We start from the raw sequence: 16148 nt of genomic DNA, 5'->3' as shown, positions 1-16148 counted from the left end.
TGGACAACCGTTCTCGCAGGTCAGGCGGTCGCGAGCGCCTGTTCGAAGGCCGCCAGCACGGGCGCGTTGAAGAGGACGAAGCGGACCTCGTCAATCGCGGCCGGGTTGGCGTCGTCCCACGCGCGGACGGCGTCGAGCGCGGCCCGCGCGACGTCCTCGGGCGACCAGCCGTACACGCCGGCGCCGACGGCGGGGAACGCGACGGTCCGGGCGCGGAGGTCGGCCGCGACGTCCAGCGACCGCGTGAAGCAGGAGGCGAGCAGCGCGGGGTCGGTCTGGCCGGCGTGCCGGTTCGGGCCGACCGTGTGGATCACCCACGCGGCGGGCAGGTCGAAGCCGGGCGTCGCGACGGCGTCGCCCACCGGCAGGCCGTCGGGCAGGGTGCTGCGGCGCAGCTCGCGGCACGCCTCCAGCAGGCGCGGGCCCGCGGCGGCGTGGATGGCGCCGTCGACCCCGCCGCCGCCCAGCAGCGACGAGTTCGCGGCGTTGACGATCGCGTCCGTGGCGACGGTCGTGAGGTCGCCGCGTTCGAGGGTGAGCTCCACGGCTCCTCCTGGTGGGTCGGGAACGGGTCCGGCGTCAGGCCGTGCGCAGGGCCTTGTCCTCGTCGGGCATGAGGATCCACAGCACGATGTAGGCGAGCACCTGCGGGCCGGGGATGAGGATCGACGCCACGGAGAGCACGCGGACGAGGCCGCGGCTCCAGCCGAGGTAGTCGGCGAGGCCGGCGCAGACGCCGCCGAGCACGCGGCCGTGCTTCGGGCGGAACAGCTTGCGCCTCGGTGCCGGGGAGGGCTGGACGTAGGGGGTCGAGGTCGGTGTGGTCATGCTTCGACGGTACGAGCGGCGCCGCGCGCTCGGTATCGGGTGGTCCCCCCGTTCGACCCTGAGGAACCCTGACCCGGGCCGGTGCGGGGCAGGAACCGGCCGACGGGGCCGGGGTCGTGGAAGGTGCCCTCGTCAAGCACGACCCGACCGCCGGACACGACCGTCCGCGGCCAGCCAGAGAGCATCATCCCGTCGAAGGGCGAGAAGTCGGTGCCCTGGTGGAGGGCCGCCCCGTCGACGGTCCTGCGCTCCGCGGGGTCGACGAGGACGAGGTCCGCGTCGTAGCCGACGGCGACGACTCCCTTCGTGGACAGGCCGTTGATCCGGGCGGGATCGGTGGCGAAGACCTCGACGAACCGCTCCACCGGCAGGCCCCCGCGCGTGACCAGCGCGGTGAACGCGGCCGGCATCCGCGTCTCGACCCCCGGCAGGCCGTGGGGCATGCGGCGCACGTCGTGGCGGGACCGCTGCTTCTGGGCGAGGTCGTAGCAGGAGTGGTCGGAGGAGACGGTGTCGACCTGCCCGCGCGCGAGCCGGTTCAGGAGGCCGGCGGCCGCCGACGCGGGCCGGATCGGCGGGCAGCACGCGAACTTCTCCGGAGCCGCGGAGGCGTAGACGGACTCGTCGAGCAGGAGGTAGTGCGGGCAGGTCTCGGAGTACACGATCTGGCCCCGGGCGCGCGCCTCCCGGACGGCCTCGACCGCGGCGGGCGTGGTCTGGTGCACGAAGTAGACGGCGGCGCCGGTGTAGGCGGCGACGGCCAGCATCTCGCGCACCGAGGCGTCCTCCGAGATCTCCGGCCGCGAGCGCGGCAGGTCCTCGATGCCGATGCGGCCGTCGGCGGCGCAGGCGGCGGTGCGGTCGACGACGATCGCGTCGTGCTCCGAGTGGACGTAGACGAGCCCGCCGCGGCGGGCCGTCTCCTTCATGACCCGCAGGATCGTGTCCTCGTCGGCCATCGTGGTGCCGCGGTTGGTGGTGTACACCTTCACGGACGGCACGCCCAGGTCGGCCATCTCCTGCAGCTGGGCGGGCACGTCGTCGTCCCACGCCACGACGGCGCCGTGCAGCCCGACGTCGCAGCGGGCGCCGTCGACGAGCCCGAGCTTGTTCCGCAGCGCGGCGAGCGGGCTCTCGCTCGCGTCGGCGGGGATCCCGAAGTCGACGATCGTCGTGGTGCCGCCGTGCAGCGCCGCGGTCGTGGCCGTCTCGTAGGTGTCGAGCGACCTGTACGCCCCGGTCACCTGCTCCACGTGGCAGTGCGCGTCGACCCCTCCCGGGATCACGAGCATGCCGGTGGCGTCGACGGTCCGGACGGCGGGCGGCAGGTCCGTCACCTCCGACGCGTAGATCGCGGTGACGGTGCCGCCCGTGACGCCGATGTGCCCCCGGGTGGTGCCGTCGGCGTTGACGATGGTGGCGTGGGTGATGAGCAGGTCGTGGAGCACAGGTCCTCCTAGGGCCGGTGGCGGCGGTGCCGTGGGCGGGTGGTCAGGGGCGGGGTTCGCGGCGCAGCGCCGCGCGGAGGGCGGGCGAGAGGCCGGCGGTGTCCTTGCGGGGCGGCGGGGCGGCCGAACCGGCGCGGGCGGCGCCGGGGGCGAGGCGGACCAGCGCCTCGGCCTGCGCGACGCCCGCGGAGACGCCGTCGACGACGGGCACGGGGATGCGGTCGGCGACGGCGCGGGCCAGCCCGGCGAGGGGCGCGCCGGCAAGGACGACGACGTCGGCGCCGTCGCGGGAGACGACCTCGTTCGCCAGCCGCACCAGCTCGGGGCCGAAGTCCTCCTGCACGGTGCCGATGCCGCGCAGAGGGTCGCGCAGCGACCGGATCGAGGCGAGCCGGCCGGCGAGGCCGTGGCGCTCCACGCAGTCGCGGTACCAGGCGGTGATCCGCTCCGAGATGGCGATGATCGAGAACCGGGCGCCGAGCAGGGAGGCGGTGGCGAGCGCGGCCTCGGTGATGCCCACGACCGGCACGTCGAGGAGCTCCTTGAGCCCGGGCAGCCCGGGGTCGCCGAACGCGGCGACGACGACGGCGTCGGCGGTGCGCCCGTCGGCCGCGAGCACCTCCGCGACCGCGGCCCCGGCGAGCACGGCCTCGAGCGGTGTCTCGATGTAGGCGACGCCGCTGGCCGCCGTCCGGACGACGACCTCGGTGCCGGGGCTCGCGACGCGGCGGGCCTCGGCGGCGACGAGGTCGGTGACGGGTTCGCTGATGTTGGGGTTGACGACGAGCAGCTGCACGAGGGCTCCGTGGGGTTCGGGGACGGGGTGGGCGACGGGCGGGGTCAGCCGGGGGCCACGAGGTCCTCGACGGCGGCGGCCACCCGGAGGGCGAGGAGGTCGGCGTCGTGCCGGGCCACGACCTGGAACCCCACGGGGGTGGGGCCGTCGACCCCGCAGGGGACGCTGACGGCAGGGTGGCCGGTGAGGTTGAACGGCATCGTGAGCCGGCAGTAGCGGGGCAGGTCCGCCTCCGGTCGCATCCCGGCCAGCGGCACCGCGCCGAGCGCGAGGGTCGGGGAGCACAGGACGTCCAGCTGGGCGTCGTCGAGCGTCGCGTCGACCGCGGCGCGCACCCGCGCGCGGACGGTGCGGGCGCCGGCGGCCTGCTCCGGCGTCACGCGGGCGGCCTCGTCGAGGAAGCGTCGGGTGCCGGGGTGGTACCCGTCCCGCACCGCCGCCGCGACGTCGCGGTGCATGGCGGCCGACTCGAACGCGCCGAGGGTGCCGTGCGCGTCCGCCGCCAGGTCGAGCTCGGGGATCTCGACCGGGACGACCTCCGCGCCCGCGGCTGCCAGCAGTCCGAGGCAGCGGCGCACGGCGGCCTCGATCCCGGGCTCCAGGTCCCGGAACAGGGCGCCGGGGCAGCCGATCCGGAGCCCGCCGACGGTGCGCTCCAGCGTGCCGCCGAGCGGGGTGAGCGCGTCGAGCAGCAGCGCCGACCCGGCGACGTCCCGCGTGATCCAGCCGACGTGGTCGTTCGACGTCGCGCCGGGCAGGAGGCCGTCGGTGCTCACCGCGCCGTGCGTCGGCTTGAGGCCCACCAGGCCCAGCAGCGAGGCGGGCTTACGGACCGAGCCGCCGCCGTCGGTGCCGATCGCAGCGAGGCACGACCCCACGGCCACGGACACGGCGCCCCCCACGGTGGACCCGCCCGCATACAGGTCGGGGCGGTCGGGGCGGCGCGTGGGCGGCTCGCTGGTGCCGTAGCCGAACTCGTGGGTGTGCTGCTTGCCCACGACGACCGCCCCGGCGGCCCGGAGCGCCCGCACGACCGCCGCGTCCCGCGGGGGCCCGGGCGGGGTCCAGGACGCCGACCCGGCCCGCGTGGGCAGGCCGGCCGTCGCGATCAGGTCCTTCACGCCGACCGGGAGACCGTGCAGCGGCCCGCGTGGCCCGGTGGCGGCGTCCGCAGCCCGGGCGGCGGCGCGCGCCGCACCGGGGTCGAGGGCGGCGTAGGCGTGCACGTCGCCCTCGGTGGCGGCGGCGACGTCGAGGACGGCGTCCACCAGCGCGGCGCTGGTCAGCGTGCCGTCGGCGAGGCGCGCGGCGGCGTCGGTGAGGGTGGGGACGGGCGGGGTCACGACGGACACGTCAGCACCGGTGCCCGGTCGGCCCGTCGGCGGGCGCCCAGCCCGCCACGTGCGCCCAGAGGTGCTCGGCCCGCTTCTGGGCGTCGGCGACGACGGTGCGGGCGTCGACGGTGAGCACCTCGTGGTCGCGGACCACGAACCGCCCGCCGACCAGCACGGACCGTACGTCCGAGCCGTGCCCGGCGTAGACCATGGAGGCGACCGGGTCGAGCACGGGAGCCACGTGCGGGCCGTCCAGGTCCACCAGGATCAGGTCCGCGAGCTTGCCCGGCTCGATCGACCCCAGCTCGTGCTCGCGCCCGAGGGCCCGGGCGCCCTGGATCGTCGCCATCTCGAGCGCGTCCATCGCCCTGATCGTGCCGGCGTCGGCCGCCGCGACGCGGTTCACGGCGACGGCGAAGCGCATGGCCTCGATCATGTCGTGGGCCATGTTGTCGGTGCCGAGCCCCACCCGGGCGCCGAGCCTGCGGAGCTCGGGGACCGGTGCGATCCAGCCGCTCTTCGCGTTCACCGCCGGCAGGTGGCACACGGTGGCGCCGGAGTCGGCGAGGAGCTGGGCCTCGCCGTCGCCGAGGAATGCGCAGTGCCCGGCGACCAGGTCCGGGCCGAGCACGCCGACGTCGGCGAGGTGCTCCACCGAGCCCCGCCCGGTGAGCGCGCGGACCTGGTCCACCTCGCCCGCGCTCTGCCCGAGGTGGACGAACATCCCGACGCCGGCCTCGTCGGCCAGCGCCCGGGCGCGGCGCAGCAGGTCGGGCGAGGCGGTGTCCGGGCCGTGCGGCCCGACATGGCACGTGATCCGGCCGTCGTCGTAGCCGTGCCAGTCCTCGATGAGTCGCGCGTTCGCGGCGAGCAGCCGGCGGCCACGCGTCTCGTCGTAGGTGTACTGCCCGTGCCGGACGCTGAACAGGTCGGCGTCGTGCACCCGTTCGCTCACGACGGCACGGATCCCGACCTCGGCCAGCGCCTCGACGTTGCTCTCGGCGTGGATGTAGTTCTCCACGATCGTCGTGGAGCCCATCGCCAGGGCCTGCATCGCCCCGAGCCGCGACATCGTGAGTGTGTCGTCGGGCGACATCATCACGCCCTGGGGGATGTCGCGCCGGTAGATGGGCGCGCCGCCCATGTCGTCGCCGATCCCTCGGGTGACGCCGATCGCGCAGTGCACGTGCAGGTTGACGAAGCCGGGCAGCACCATCTGGCCGCGGGCGTCGACACGCGTCGCGTCGGGGTAGGCGGCCTCGAGGTCCGCCGTCTTCCCGACGGCCAGGACGTGCCGGCCGGAGATCGCGACGGCGCCGTCCTGGTGGATCGTGCGCTGCGGGTCGACGGTGACGACCGTCGCGTGGGTCAGGAGGGTGACTGTGTCCACGGTGTGCTCCTTCGCTCGTGGGGTGGTGTGGTCAGGCGGGTCGCGAGGTGGCGGTCGGGTAGCGGTCGAGCCACCAGCGGGCGACGTCGAGCCGTCGGGTGAACCAGACCCCCTCGTGGTCGAGCAGGTGGTCGAGCAGCTCCCGCAGCACGTGCGCCCGGGCGGGCTGCCCCATGAGCCGCGCGTGCAGCCCGATGCTCATGAGCTTCGGCCGCGTGGCGCCCTCCTCCCAGAGGAGGTCGAACGCCCGCCGCCCGTAGTCCAGGAACGAGTCCGGGCTGGAGTACGACTGGCCCGGGAGGAACAGGCCGTCGTTGAGGGTGAACGAGTACGGCACCACGAGGTGGTCGCGTCCGTGGACCGGCGTGTAGAACGGCACGTCGTCGGCGAACGAGTCGCTGTCGTAGAGGAACCCGCCCTCCTCGACGAGCAGCTCGCGCGTGTTGACCGACGCGGGCTGCCGGCTGTACCAGCCGCGTGGCCGCTCCCCGCAGGTGGCCTCGATCGACTCGACCGCCATGTGCAGGCGCTCGCGCTCGACGTCCCGCTCCAGGACGCTGACGTTCTCCCAGCGGTACCCGTGGCAGCACACGTCGTGGCCACGTTCCGCGATCCAGGCGCCCACCTCGGGGTTGAGCTCGAGCGCCTCGGCGCAGCCCTGGATCGTGGCGGGCAGCCCGCGCTCGTCGAGGATCCGCTGAAGCCGCCAGATTCCGGCGCGGGAGCCGTACTCGAAGATCGACTCGTTGCCGAGGTCGCGCACGGGCAGCGGCGGGTAGTCGAACTCCTGGGGCACCTCGTTGCGCCCGTCGACCGGGTAGGAGAGCTCGCTGCCCTCCTCGTAGTTGATGACCAGGCAGACGGCGACGCGCGCGCCGCCGGGCCACTCGATCGCGGCACCCTCGCGGCCGTAGCCGACCAGGTCGCGGGCGGTGTTCGTGGCCGTCGTCATGCGTGCTTCCTCTCTCGGGCCGGGTCGGCCCAGGGCAAGGACGCCGCGCGGAGCTCGCGGCACTCGTCGGCGAGGGGGCCCTCGCGGACCTCGACGCGCGGGCCGCCGTCGGCGACCTGCGCGGCGAGCCCGGCGGGCGTGTACCCGCCCCAGGCGCGGTCGCCGGCCCGGCGCGTGCCGCCGACGACGACCGCGCCGACGCCGTGCACCAGGCACGCGCCCAGGCACATCGGGCAGGGCTCGAAGGTGGTGTAGAGGACGGCGTCCCCGGGCGGCAGGCCGGTGGCCTCGAGGGCACGCAGCACCACCACCTCGGCGTGCGCGGACGGGTCGCCGCTCGTGATCACCTCGTTGCCGCCGGCGGCCACGACGTCCCCGTCGACGACGGCCACGGCGCCGACCGCGAGGTCCCCGCGGTCCCCCGCCCGCCGGGCCTGGGCGAGGGCGGCACGCAGGAACCGCTCGTCGTCGCGACCGGTGGGAACGGTGGGAACGGTCACCGGCCCACCTCCCGCAGGTCGGTCGAGGCCGTCTCCTTCGCGAGGAGCACGCAGACGACCAGGACCAGCAGCGTCGCGGCGAGGTAGATCGCGACGGGCACCCAGGAGTCGAAGCGGGCGATCATCGCGGTCGTGATGATCGGGGCGACCGCGCCGCCGAACACGCCGGCGCTCTGGAAGCCGAGCCCCGCCCCGGTGTAGCGGACCTTCGTCGGGAACAGCTCGGGGACGTAGGCGGCGAGCGGGCCCCACATGGCGGCGATGAAGAAGTTGCCGACCACCGGCGCGAGGACGATCAGCGCCGTGTTCCCGGAACCGAGCAGCGGGAAGTACGCGAACGCCCACACGATCGACCCGACCGCGCCCAGCAGGAGGACAGGGCGGCGGCCGAGCCGGTCGCACAGCCGGCCCCAGAAGAGGATCGACAGCGCCTGGCTCGCCGCGCCCGCGAGCACGGCGTTGAGGAGCAGCTGCCGGGGCAGGTCGAGCTGGGTGGTGCCGTAGACGAGGATGAAGACGTTGACGACGTAGAACGCGACGTCGCTGCCCACGCGGGAGCCGATGGCGATGAGCAGCGGGCGCCAGTGCTCGGTGAGCACGGTGCGCAGCGGCGTCTTCTCGTCCTTGTCGGACGCCTCCTCCTCGAACAACGGGGATTCCTGCACCTGGGAGCGGATCCACAGGCCGACGGCCACGAGCAGCGTGCTGAGCAGGAACGGCACGCGCCAGCCCCAGGCGAAGAACGCGTCCTCGGAGACGAGGTAGGTGGTCACGGAGAACACCGCGTTGGCGATGAGCAGGCCGAGCGGGCTCGCGATCTGCACCAGCGACCCGAGGAAGCCGCGCTTGCCCGAGCTGCTGTACTCGCCGACCATCAGCGCCGCGCCGCCCCACTCGCCGCCGAGGCCGACGCCCTGCACGAAGCGCAGGATCGTGAGCAGGAGCGGGGCAAGGATGCCGACGGTGTGGTACGTCGGCAGCACGCCGATGAGGCCGGTCGCGGTGCCCATGAGCACGAGCGTGACGATGAGGACGTTCTTGCGGCCGTACCGGTCACCGAAGTGGCCGAAGATCGCGGCGCCCAGCGGCCGGGTGACGAAGGCGACGGCGTACGTGACGAGCGAGAGCATCGTCGCGGTCAGGCGGTCGCCCTCGGGGAAGAAGAGCTGGGGGAAGACGAGTGCTGCGGCCGAGCCGTAGATGAAGTGGTCGTACCACTCCAGCGTGGTGCCGACGGCGCTGGCGCCGACGACGCGTCGAAGGGTCTTCTTGTCGGTCCGGACGTCGGTGACGTCGGTGGACGGAAGTGCGTTCATGCGAGTCTCTCCAACCGGGTGTTCGGATGCCTCGGTGCGGGGTGACCTCGTCGTCGAGGTGGCACGGGAGCGACGGGCGGCCGTCTGCCCGCGGCGTTGCGGGCGTCGTGCGGATCTACCGGTCACGGGTCGCGGCGGTTTCCGTCCGCCGGGACCCGTGCATGAAGTTGTGCGGCGATCGTGGCAACTCGGGATCCCATCTGTCAAGAGTTTGGGAGCCCAAGTTACGGCGATGTGTCGTCGGGGTTCCCGGGGTGTGTCCCCGGTGGTCTCAGCGGTGCGTCAGGACTTCTCGGCGTCGTCGCCGAAGAGGTACGCCATGGTTCGCGCGCGATAAGCCGTGACGTGGTCGCGGGCGAGCTCCGCCGCGCGCTCGGGGTCGCCCGCCGTCATCGCCTCGTAGAGGGCGGCATGCTCCTGGTTGACCAGATCCAGGTCGAGGATCTGACGGAACAGCCAGTGCAGCCGGCCGAGCAGGGGCTGGAGGATGTCCTGCAACAGCTCGTTGCCGGCCAGCGCGATGATCTCGTCGTGGAAGCGGGCGTTGGCCGCGTGCGCGGCGTCGTCGTCGCCGTCGGCGATGGCCCGGGACGCCGCCTCGACGATCTCGCCGAGCCCGTGCGGCTCCCCGGCGGCGATCCGCACCGTGGCCTCGCGGACGGCGAGGACCTCCAGCGCCTCGCGGATGCCGAACAGCTCCGAGACCTGCTTCTCGCCCAGCCCGCTGACCACGAGACCGCGCGACGGCAGGCTCTCGACCAGCCCCTCGCGCGCCAGCATGCGCAGCGCCTCGCGCACCGGGTGGCGCGACGCGGAGAACCGTTCAGCGAGGTCGCGCTCCACCAGGCGATCCCCCGGCTGCAGCCGACCGTCGAAGATCTCGGTGCGGAGCGCGTCCCCCACGATGTCGCGCAGCGGCTTGCTGTTGCGGTACAGACGGCTCGAAGCCTGCCTTGCCAACTGTCGCCGCCCCTCGTCCGACCATCCGTGTCGGGAGTCAGGCTAGCGTTCGGACTTCGTGCCGTACGCCTGGAGGAACCGCGTTGTCGCAGACAAGCCGCCCGCTCGTGCTCCTGGTGAACCCCAACAGCAACGCGTCGACGACGGCGCTCATGGTCGACGTCGCCCGGACCACCCTCGATCCCGTCGGCCTGGAGGTCCGCGGCGTGACCGCCGCGTCCGGGCCTGCCATGATCGTCGGCGCTACCGACCTGGAGCGTTCGGCCGGCGAGGTCCTGGACGCGGCCCGCCGCGGGCTGGCGGACGACGAAGGCCGCGTCGTCGCGATCGTGGTCGCCGCGTTCGGTGACCCCGGTCGGGAGGCGCTCGCGGCGGCCGTCGACGTCCCCGTCGTCGGCATCGGGCAGTCCTCCCTCATGGCTGCCGCGGCGGGGGGCCGTCGCTTCGGGATGGCGACCACCACCCCGGGCCTGGTGGGCTCGCTGGAGGCCATGGTGCGCCGGCACGACGTCGCGGCGGGGTTCGCCGGCATCCGGCTGACGCGGACCGGTCCGACCGCCCTCGCCGAGCGACCCGAGCTCCAGGACCTGGAGCTCGAGCAGGCGGCCCGGGCGTGCTTCGAGGAGGACGGCGCGGAGGCCGTCATCATCGCGGGCGGCCCGCTCAGCGGCGCGGCGCGGCGTATCGCCGCGAGCGGGATCGGGACCGTGGTCGAGCCGGTGCCGGCGGCGATGCGGCGCGTGCTCGACCTCCGGTGAGCTCCTGGCGTCAGCCGTCGACGGCGGCCGCGACGCGCCGCTGGGACGCCCGGGCGAACTGGGGCCAGCGGTCCCAGTAGTACGGCAGGGCGATGATGCCCTGCACCAGCACCCACCCGCGCCCGCGCTCCCAGGCGCCGTCGTCCAGGTCGCCGCCGGGACCGGCGCCGGCCGCCTCGCGGAACGCGTCACGGTCGCGGCCGGCGAACAGCCACCACGCGGGCGGCAGGTCCGCCGCCGGGTCGCCGACCCCGAGCGCGCCCCAGTCGATGACGGCGGTGAGGCGGCCGCCCTCGGTGACCAGGTTGCCGGGCATGAGGTCGCCGTGCAGCCACGCGCCGGGCACGGGGGCGGACGCGGCCTCCAGCGCGCGGTCCCACGCCTTGAGCACCGCAGGACCGTCGACGCGGTCGCCGGCCTCGGCGGTGGCGCGGCGGACGTCGTCGTCCAGGCGGGCGAGCGGGACGCCGCGGCCGGTGCCCTCCTTGACGGGCCCGTCCGTGGGGTCGACGGCGCGCAGCGCGGTGACGAAGGCGCCGAGGTCGACGGCGGCGCGGGCGGGGTCTAGGTTCGGGACGGCGTCCGGGTCGAGCGGGTCGGACGCGGCCGTGCCGGGCACCCACGGCACCACGGACCAGTGGAACGGGTACGCGTCGTCGGGCTCGCCGACGGCGAGCGGCGCCGGCACCGTCAGCGGGACGTGGGGGGCGATCCGCGGCAGCCACCGGGCGTCGGCGAGCGCGTGCTCCCCGGACCATCCCACCTTCGGCATCCGCGCCACGAGCTCGTCACCGAGGCGGAACAGCAGGTGGTCGGTGCCGGACTCCCGTACCGGCGTCACCGGCAGCGCGGCCCACCGCGGGTGCTGCGCCGCGACCAGGCGGCGCACGTCGTCGGCGGTGACGGGGACCTCGTCGTCGTGCAGCGGCATGGGCCGACCGTAGGCGCGCGTCACCCGCCGCAGCCAGGTGATACTCGGGGCATGCGACGGACGAGGGCGGTGCTCACACCTGTGCTGGCGGGCGCGCTGGCGCTCGCGGCGACGTCGTCCTGCACGTCCGGGCCGGCGGCCTCGTCGTCGCCCGCGACCTCCGGCACGGCGCCGGAGGTCGCGCTGCCGCCGACGAGCGGCACCTTCGACTACCAGCTCGGCGGCGCGTACGACGAGGTGGAGGCCGGGGACGGGCCGACGGCGATCGATTTCGTCGTCCGTGACGCGACGGCCGACCCGCTGCCCGGGGCGTACTCCGTCTGCTACGTCAACGGCTTCCAGACGCAGCCCGGCGAGGACGACCTGTGGGCCGGCCACGAGGACCTGCTGCTGCACGACGCCGACGGCGAGCTCGTCGTCGACCCGGACTGGCCGGACGAGCACGTGCTGGACCCGTCGACGGCCGAGCAGCGCGCGGGGATCCTCGAGGTGCTGGGGCCGGTGGTGACGGGGTGCGCGGAGGCCGGCTTCGACGCCGTCGAGCTCGACAACCTCGACACGTGGACGCGGTTCGACGAGATCGACGAGGCGGGGGCGCACGCGTTGGCCCGCGCGTACGTCGACCTCGCGCACGGCGCCGGGCTCGCGGTCGCGCAGAAGAACGCCGCCGAGATCGCCCGGACCGCCAAGGAGGACCTCGGCTTCGACCTCGCCGTCACCGAGGAGTGCGCCGCGTGGGACGAGTGCGCCGCGTACACCGACGTCTACGGCGACCACGTGCTGCAGGTCGAGTACCCCGACGCCCTCGACGAGGCCGGCCTGACCTTCGACGACGTCTGCGCGCGGGACGACCGCGCGCCGCTGACGATCCTGCGCGACCGGGACCTCGTCGCCGCCGGCGAGGACGGCTACCTGTACGACGCCTGCTGACGTCGTCGCGCGGCCTCAGCCCTGCGCGAGGTGGGCGACGAGCTTGCGCGTGACGCGGTCGAGGTCGGCGCGGTCGCGGCTGGTGAGCGGGGCGACGGCCTCGGCCTGTCCGGCGGCGTGCTTCGTGACGGCCTCGTCCACCAGGCGCCTGCCCTCGGGGGTGAGCTCGACGTCGAGGCTGCGCCGGTCGTGGGCGCTCGGCACGCGCACGATCCAGCCGCGCTTCTCCAGCCGGTCGAGGCGGCCCGTCATCGTGCCCGTGGTCATGAGGAGCGCCCGGGCGAGGCTGGTGGGGGACAGGCGGTACGGCTCGCCCGCGCGGCGCAGGGCGAACATGACGTCCCCGTCGCCGCGGTTCACGCCGTAGCCCGCCGCGACGCTCTCGGTCCGGGCGTCCACGAGCGCCGCCGCGCGGGTCAGCCGCGCGAGGAGCGCCATCGTGTCGCGGTCGATGTCGGGGCGCTGGTCGGCCCACTGCTGGACCAGGGCGTCGATGCGGTCGTTGTCGTCCACCCGGCCACTTTAGCTTGCGCGCGAGTTACTTGGGGTCTAGCTTCGTTCCAAGTCACTCGTGCGCAAGTAACTTGAGGAGGAGCAATGACGACGACGCTGACGCTCAACGGGTCCGAGTCCCTGGTGGTGCTCGACTCCGCCGCCGACCGCTTCGAGGTCGAGGCCACCTACGAGCCCCGGGGCGAGCGACCCCCGAAGCACGTGCACCCGCACCACGACGAGGAGTTCACGGTGCTCTCCGGCAGCATCCGTGTGGGGTTCGCCGACGACGAGCGCGACTACGCCGCGGGTGAGGCGTTCGTCGTCCCGCGCGGCACCGCCCACCACATGTGGAACCCGGGGGACGAGCCGGCCGTGCTGCGCTGGCTCAGCACCCCGGCCGGCCGCGTCGAGGAGTTCTTCACCGCCATGGACCGGCTGCAGCGCGAGGGCCGGGCCGGCCTGGTCCCGCTCGCCGGCGTGCTGCACGCCTATCGCGACGTCATGCGGCCCACGTCGGCCGTCACCCGCGCCGCCGTCCGCGTGCTCGGTCCGTTCTCCCGGGGCGGGCGCGCCTGATGCGCCGGCACCTGGCCACCGGCCTCACCGTGCTGCTCGCCCTCGGCATCGGCTACGTCGGCATCAGCTACCTGTTCTTCCCCGCGGCCACGGCGCCGCAGTTCGGCATGGCCGTCTGGCCGGAGGGCGACGCCGCGTCTTTCCTCGCCACCAAGGGCGCCCGCGACCTCGCGTCCGGGCTCGTCCCGCTCGCGCTCCTGCTCACGGGCCAGCGCCGCGCGCTCGGGTGGGTGCTCACCCTCTGGGCCGTGGTCCCGCTGGCCGACGCCGTCCTCATCCTGTCGACCGGCGGGTCCGTCGTCACCGCGCTGGCCGTGCACGGGCTGACCGCCCTCGCGCTGGTCGTCACCGGCGTGCTGCTGCCGACGGAGAAGCCGGCGGGGACCCGCGACCCCATCCCGGCCGTCTCGCTCCAGAGCTCTTCCAGCAGCCGTTGACCTGGCGCTATGCTCCCGCTCGGCGAGCGTGCGGCATCGCCCTCGGACGTCGCCGTCCGGGTGTTCCGTCGGGAGCTGGGAGCACGATGCAGCAGCGGGGCGTGGCGCGCGGGCGCCTGACGAGAGCGGCTCGGCGGCTACGACTGGTGTGGGTCGGCGCGGCCGCGCTGGCGGTCGTGACGGCCGGGCTCGGGCCAGCGACGGCAGCGACGCCCGCAGGGTTGCCGCCTGCGCCGACGGTGCTGGCGGTGAACGGCGAGGTGTGCCGTTCCGAGCCGTTGGTCACGACGTTCGAGGGCGAGGCCGACGACACGGTCCTCCTCGAGTTCGCGTTCGCCGACGCCCAGGTGACGACCGCACGCGTCGAGGTGCTCGAGCAGGACGGCGACGTCCGGATGGACGCGACGCAGGTCGAGGTGCGCGACCGTCGGGGTCGCGTGAGTCTCGTCCGCGGTACGCACGGGATCGTGGAGGGCGAGCGGTACACGTACCGGGTGCGCGGCGTGTCGGCCGAGGGGCTCTCCGAGGAAGCGCTCGACTGCGCCTTCGAGCTGCACGGCGGCCCGCACTGGCCGGAGGCCCTCCCGGTGCTCGGCAAGCCCGGGGTGTACACCTCCGCGAACAGCGGAGGCGTCGGCGCCCCCGGGGCGTTCGTGGCGGTCCCGAAGGTGCGAGGTGACGCCGTCGCGTTCGAGTACGGCTTCACCGACGCGGACGGCACCCAGCCCACCGAGCTGACGCAGATCGAGGCGAGCGAGGACGGGACCGCCGAGATCCCCGTCGTCCCGTCGACGCCCGGGACCCATTTCCTCGTGGTGGCGGGCATCGACGCCGACGGGGTGCGGGGGGCCTGGGAGACGCGGAGGTTCAAGGTCGCCGCAGGCAGCGCGGTCAGACCCGCACCGGCTGTCACCCTCAACGTGGGGAACGACACCGCGCCGGATGACGGACGCGTCCCAGTCAACGTCAGGCTCTCCGCCGACCTCAGGGGCAGGGACGGCCAATCGTTCCCGATGGGCGAGGCCATCGTCCGCTCGTCGACGGGGGCGGAGCTCGGGCGCACCACCTTCGACTCGATGTCGGAGCCGGTGCTGGTCGACGAGGCGGCCCTCGGGACGGGGTTCCGCGACCTGCAGGTGGAGTACCGGCAGTTCACCGGGGCCGCGCCCGTCGTCACGACGGCGCGGGTGTGCGCCGGCTCGTGCCCCTTCAGCGGCGGCAAGGTCTCCGTCGGCTCGGACAGCGGCAAGGTCAGCGTGACCACCGACCTGACGGCCCGGGTGTCAGGGTTCTCGCCCGCTCCGGCGTCCTACACCTACCAGTGGCTGCGCGACGGCAAGGCGATCAAGGGCGCGACGACGAAGGACTACTTCGGTGTCCCGACCGATCAGGGCCATCGGCTCTTGGTGAGGGTGACCGCGCACGGCCCGCGCATGACGCCGCGCTCCGTGACGTCGTCGTCCGTCCTGGTGGGCGACCGCGACGAGATGCACGTCGACTACGGCGTGAAGTTCACGAGGTTCGACTGGGAGCACCGGTTCACCTACCGGACCACCCGCGACGGCGACACGGCGGGCTGGCCCGGCAGCGGGTACACCGTCGAGATGCTGTCGGCGACGCCGGGATCCCGGGCCTACGCCACGAGCTTTGGCCCCAGCGAATACTCCGCGATGTGGTTCGAGATCAGCGGCTACGTCCAGGGGCAGGGGTGGTCGGGGCAGAAGATCCAGAAGACCGACAACGTGCCCTACGTCGGGAGCATCGGTGGGAAGCGCCGGCTCGAGGCGATCCGCATCGACACGGCCGGGCCGGTCTCGCCGTACTACGACGTCTTCTACCGCGTCTACGTGCCGGGGCGCGGCTGGCTGGGCTGGGCGACGAACGGCGGCACGTCGGGCACGATCGGCTACGGCAGCCGCATCGAGGCGGTGCAGATCAAGGTGCTGCGCCACGGGACGACGCCCACGGCGTCCGGGACGGGCAACGCGCCCTACTACTCGCGGTCGACGCAGAAGCAGGTGCACGTCGAGGCGTTCATGCACCCGAGCAACGTGTGGCGCGTGCCCATGGGCGGGGGCTCGACGGCGGGTCGCGCCGACAGCGTCAGCGCGCCCCAGCGGCTCAACGCCGTGCGGGTGGACCTCGACGGCCGGTACTCCGGCAGCGTGCAGGTCTCCGCCAAGGTCAAGGGCGACGGATGGCGGCCGTACGTCGGCAACGACCGCACGGCCGGGTCGACCGGCTACGGCTCGCCGACCTCGGCCTACCGCATGCGCCTCACGGGGAGCATGGCGGACCACTACCGCCTCTACTACCGCACGTACGTCCAGGGCGTCGGCTGGCTGGGCTGGGCGCACGACGGCGCGGCGTCCGGCACGTCGTCGTACACCGCGCGGCCGACGGCGGTGCAGGTGCTCCTGGTGCCGAAGGGCGAGGCCGCGCCGCGCAGCGGGTACGGGAGGGCCGCCTACCGCAGCTGACGCGGCGTCGGGGCCGG

Annotated in this window: 17 protein-coding genes; 5 read left to right on the top strand and 12 right to left on the bottom strand. The window is 74.3% G+C overall.

Translation table 11 applies throughout. The features are described from left to right. Positions 1-20: 20 nt before the first annotated feature. The 10 genes from ACFQ80_RS03710 to ACFQ80_RS03665 form a co-directional block, all read right to left on the bottom strand. Entirely contained in the window at positions 21-545 is a 525-nt protein-coding gene (locus ACFQ80_RS03710; RefSeq protein WP_430562605.1) for an O-acetyl-ADP-ribose deacetylase, read from the bottom strand. 34 nt (positions 546-579) lie between these two features. Continuing rightward, the gene (locus ACFQ80_RS03705; protein WP_430550844.1) at positions 580-828 is read right to left on the bottom strand and encodes a PspC domain-containing protein; all 249 of its coding nucleotides are present in this window, start codon (positions 826-828) and stop codon (positions 580-582) included. Continuing rightward, positions 825-2276: an amidohydrolase family protein gene (locus ACFQ80_RS03700; RefSeq protein ID WP_430562604.1), complete on the bottom strand. Its 1452-nt coding sequence runs from the start codon at positions 2274-2276 to the stop codon at positions 825-827. The genes ACFQ80_RS03705 and ACFQ80_RS03700 overlap by 4 nt, the downstream gene beginning before the upstream one ends. Before the next feature lie 43 nt (positions 2277-2319). Further along, on the bottom strand, positions 2320-3072 hold the full coding sequence (locus ACFQ80_RS03695; RefSeq protein WP_430562603.1) for an aspartate/glutamate racemase family protein: 753 nt from the start codon (positions 3070-3072) through the stop codon (positions 2320-2322). A gap of 44 nt (positions 3073-3116) precedes the next feature. After that, positions 3117-4415 carry an amidase gene (locus ACFQ80_RS03690; RefSeq protein WP_430562602.1) on the bottom strand — a complete coding sequence of 433 codons (1299 nt, stop codon included), beginning with the start codon at positions 4413-4415 and terminating at the stop codon, positions 3117-3119. Between the two features lie 10 nt (positions 4416-4425). Next, the gene (locus tag ACFQ80_RS03685) at positions 4426-5796 is read right to left on the bottom strand and encodes an amidohydrolase family protein (RefSeq protein ID WP_430562601.1); all 1371 of its coding nucleotides are present in this window, start codon (positions 5794-5796) and stop codon (positions 4426-4428) included. Between the two features lie 31 nt (positions 5797-5827). Next, positions 5828-6748, bottom strand: a complete 921-nt coding sequence (locus tag ACFQ80_RS03680; RefSeq protein WP_430562600.1) for a polysaccharide deacetylase family protein — start codon at positions 6746-6748, stop codon at positions 5828-5830. Further along, complete coding sequence (locus ACFQ80_RS03675; protein WP_430562599.1) at positions 6745-7248, bottom strand: deaminase; 504 nt, start codon at positions 7246-7248, stop codon at positions 6745-6747. The genes ACFQ80_RS03680 and ACFQ80_RS03675 overlap by 4 nt, the downstream gene beginning before the upstream one ends. Beyond that, positions 7245-8564, bottom strand: a complete 1320-nt coding sequence (locus tag ACFQ80_RS03670; protein ID WP_430562598.1) for an MFS transporter — start codon at positions 8562-8564, stop codon at positions 7245-7247. The genes ACFQ80_RS03675 and ACFQ80_RS03670 overlap by 4 nt, the downstream gene beginning before the upstream one ends. 282 nt (positions 8565-8846) lie before the next feature. Beyond that, a complete protein-coding gene (locus ACFQ80_RS03665; RefSeq protein ID WP_430562597.1) occupies positions 8847-9524 on the bottom strand; it encodes a GntR family transcriptional regulator in 678 nt (225 codons plus the stop codon). Positions 9525-9607: 83 nt separating this feature from the next. Between ACFQ80_RS03665 and ACFQ80_RS03660 the strand changes: the two genes are divergently transcribed. Continuing rightward, the gene (locus tag ACFQ80_RS03660; RefSeq protein ID WP_430562596.1) at positions 9608-10282 is read left to right on the top strand and encodes an aspartate/glutamate racemase family protein; all 675 of its coding nucleotides are present in this window, start codon (positions 9608-9610) and stop codon (positions 10280-10282) included. A 10-nt stretch (positions 10283-10292) separates the two neighbouring features. Here the strand turns inward: ACFQ80_RS03660 and ACFQ80_RS03655 are convergent, their stop codons facing one another. Continuing rightward, complete coding sequence (locus tag ACFQ80_RS03655; protein WP_430562595.1) at positions 10293-11213, bottom strand: aminoglycoside phosphotransferase family protein; 921 nt, start codon at positions 11211-11213, stop codon at positions 10293-10295. Between the two features lie 51 nt (positions 11214-11264). On the opposite strand from ACFQ80_RS03655, the gene ACFQ80_RS03650 reads away from it, so the two are divergent. Further along, a complete protein-coding gene (locus tag ACFQ80_RS03650; RefSeq protein ID WP_430562594.1) occupies positions 11265-12143 on the top strand; it encodes an endo alpha-1,4 polygalactosaminidase in 879 nt (292 codons plus the stop codon). Between the two features lie 15 nt (positions 12144-12158). On the opposite strand, the gene ACFQ80_RS03645 is transcribed toward ACFQ80_RS03650, so the two are convergent. Further along, positions 12159-12656, bottom strand: coding sequence for a MarR family winged helix-turn-helix transcriptional regulator (locus ACFQ80_RS03645; protein WP_430550849.1), 498 nt, complete (start codon positions 12654-12656; stop codon positions 12159-12161). An 84-nt stretch (positions 12657-12740) separates the two neighbouring features. Between ACFQ80_RS03645 and ACFQ80_RS03640 the strand changes: the two genes are divergently transcribed. The 3 genes from ACFQ80_RS03640 (at position 12741) to ACFQ80_RS03630 (ending at position 16131) form a co-directional block, all read left to right on the top strand. After that, positions 12741-13214: a cupin domain-containing protein gene (locus ACFQ80_RS03640; RefSeq protein WP_430562593.1), complete on the top strand. Its 474-nt coding sequence runs from the start codon at positions 12741-12743 to the stop codon at positions 13212-13214. Continuing rightward, a complete protein-coding gene (locus ACFQ80_RS03635) occupies positions 13214-13651 on the top strand; it encodes a DUF4267 domain-containing protein (RefSeq protein WP_430562592.1) in 438 nt (145 codons plus the stop codon). Before ACFQ80_RS03640 ends, ACFQ80_RS03635 begins: the two co-directional genes overlap by 1 nt. Before the next feature lie 86 nt (positions 13652-13737). Next, positions 13738-16131: a hypothetical protein gene (locus ACFQ80_RS03630; RefSeq protein ID WP_430562591.1), complete on the top strand. Its 2394-nt coding sequence runs from the start codon at positions 13738-13740 to the stop codon at positions 16129-16131. Positions 16132-16148 lie beyond the last annotated feature (17 nt).

This window comes from Isoptericola sp. NPDC056578 (genome assembly GCF_042793275.1).
Classification (GTDB): domain Bacteria; phylum Actinomycetota; class Actinomycetes; order Actinomycetales; family Cellulomonadaceae; genus Isoptericola.
Note: the sequence above shows the minus strand (reverse complement) of the source record. Positions and strands in the feature narration are given on the sequence as shown.

Excerpts from the sequence above, each read along its gene's own strand:
- ACFQ80_RS03705 (WP_430550844.1), bottom strand. The coding sequence starts at position 828 with ATGACCACACCGACCTCGACCCCCTACGTCCAGCCCTCCCCGGCACCG.
- ACFQ80_RS03680 (WP_430562600.1), bottom strand. The coding sequence starts at position 6,748 with ATGACGACGGCCACGAACACCGCCCGCGACCTGGTCGGCTACGGCCGC.
- ACFQ80_RS03670 (WP_430562598.1), bottom strand. The coding sequence starts at position 8,564 with ATGAACGCACTTCCGTCCACCGACGTCACCGACGTCCGGACCGACAAG.
- ACFQ80_RS03655 (WP_430562595.1), bottom strand. The coding sequence starts at position 11,213 with ATGCCGCTGCACGACGACGAGGTCCCCGTCACCGCCGACGACGTGCGC.
- ACFQ80_RS03650 (WP_430562594.1), top strand. The coding sequence starts at position 11,265 with ATGCGACGGACGAGGGCGGTGCTCACACCTGTGCTGGCGGGCGCGCTG.
- ACFQ80_RS03640 (WP_430562593.1), top strand. The coding sequence starts at position 12,741 with ATGACGACGACGCTGACGCTCAACGGGTCCGAGTCCCTGGTGGTGCTC.
- ACFQ80_RS03635 (WP_430562592.1), top strand. The coding sequence starts at position 13,214 with ATGCGCCGGCACCTGGCCACCGGCCTCACCGTGCTGCTCGCCCTCGGC.
- ACFQ80_RS03630 (WP_430562591.1), top strand. The coding sequence starts at position 13,738 with ATGCAGCAGCGGGGCGTGGCGCGCGGGCGCCTGACGAGAGCGGCTCGG.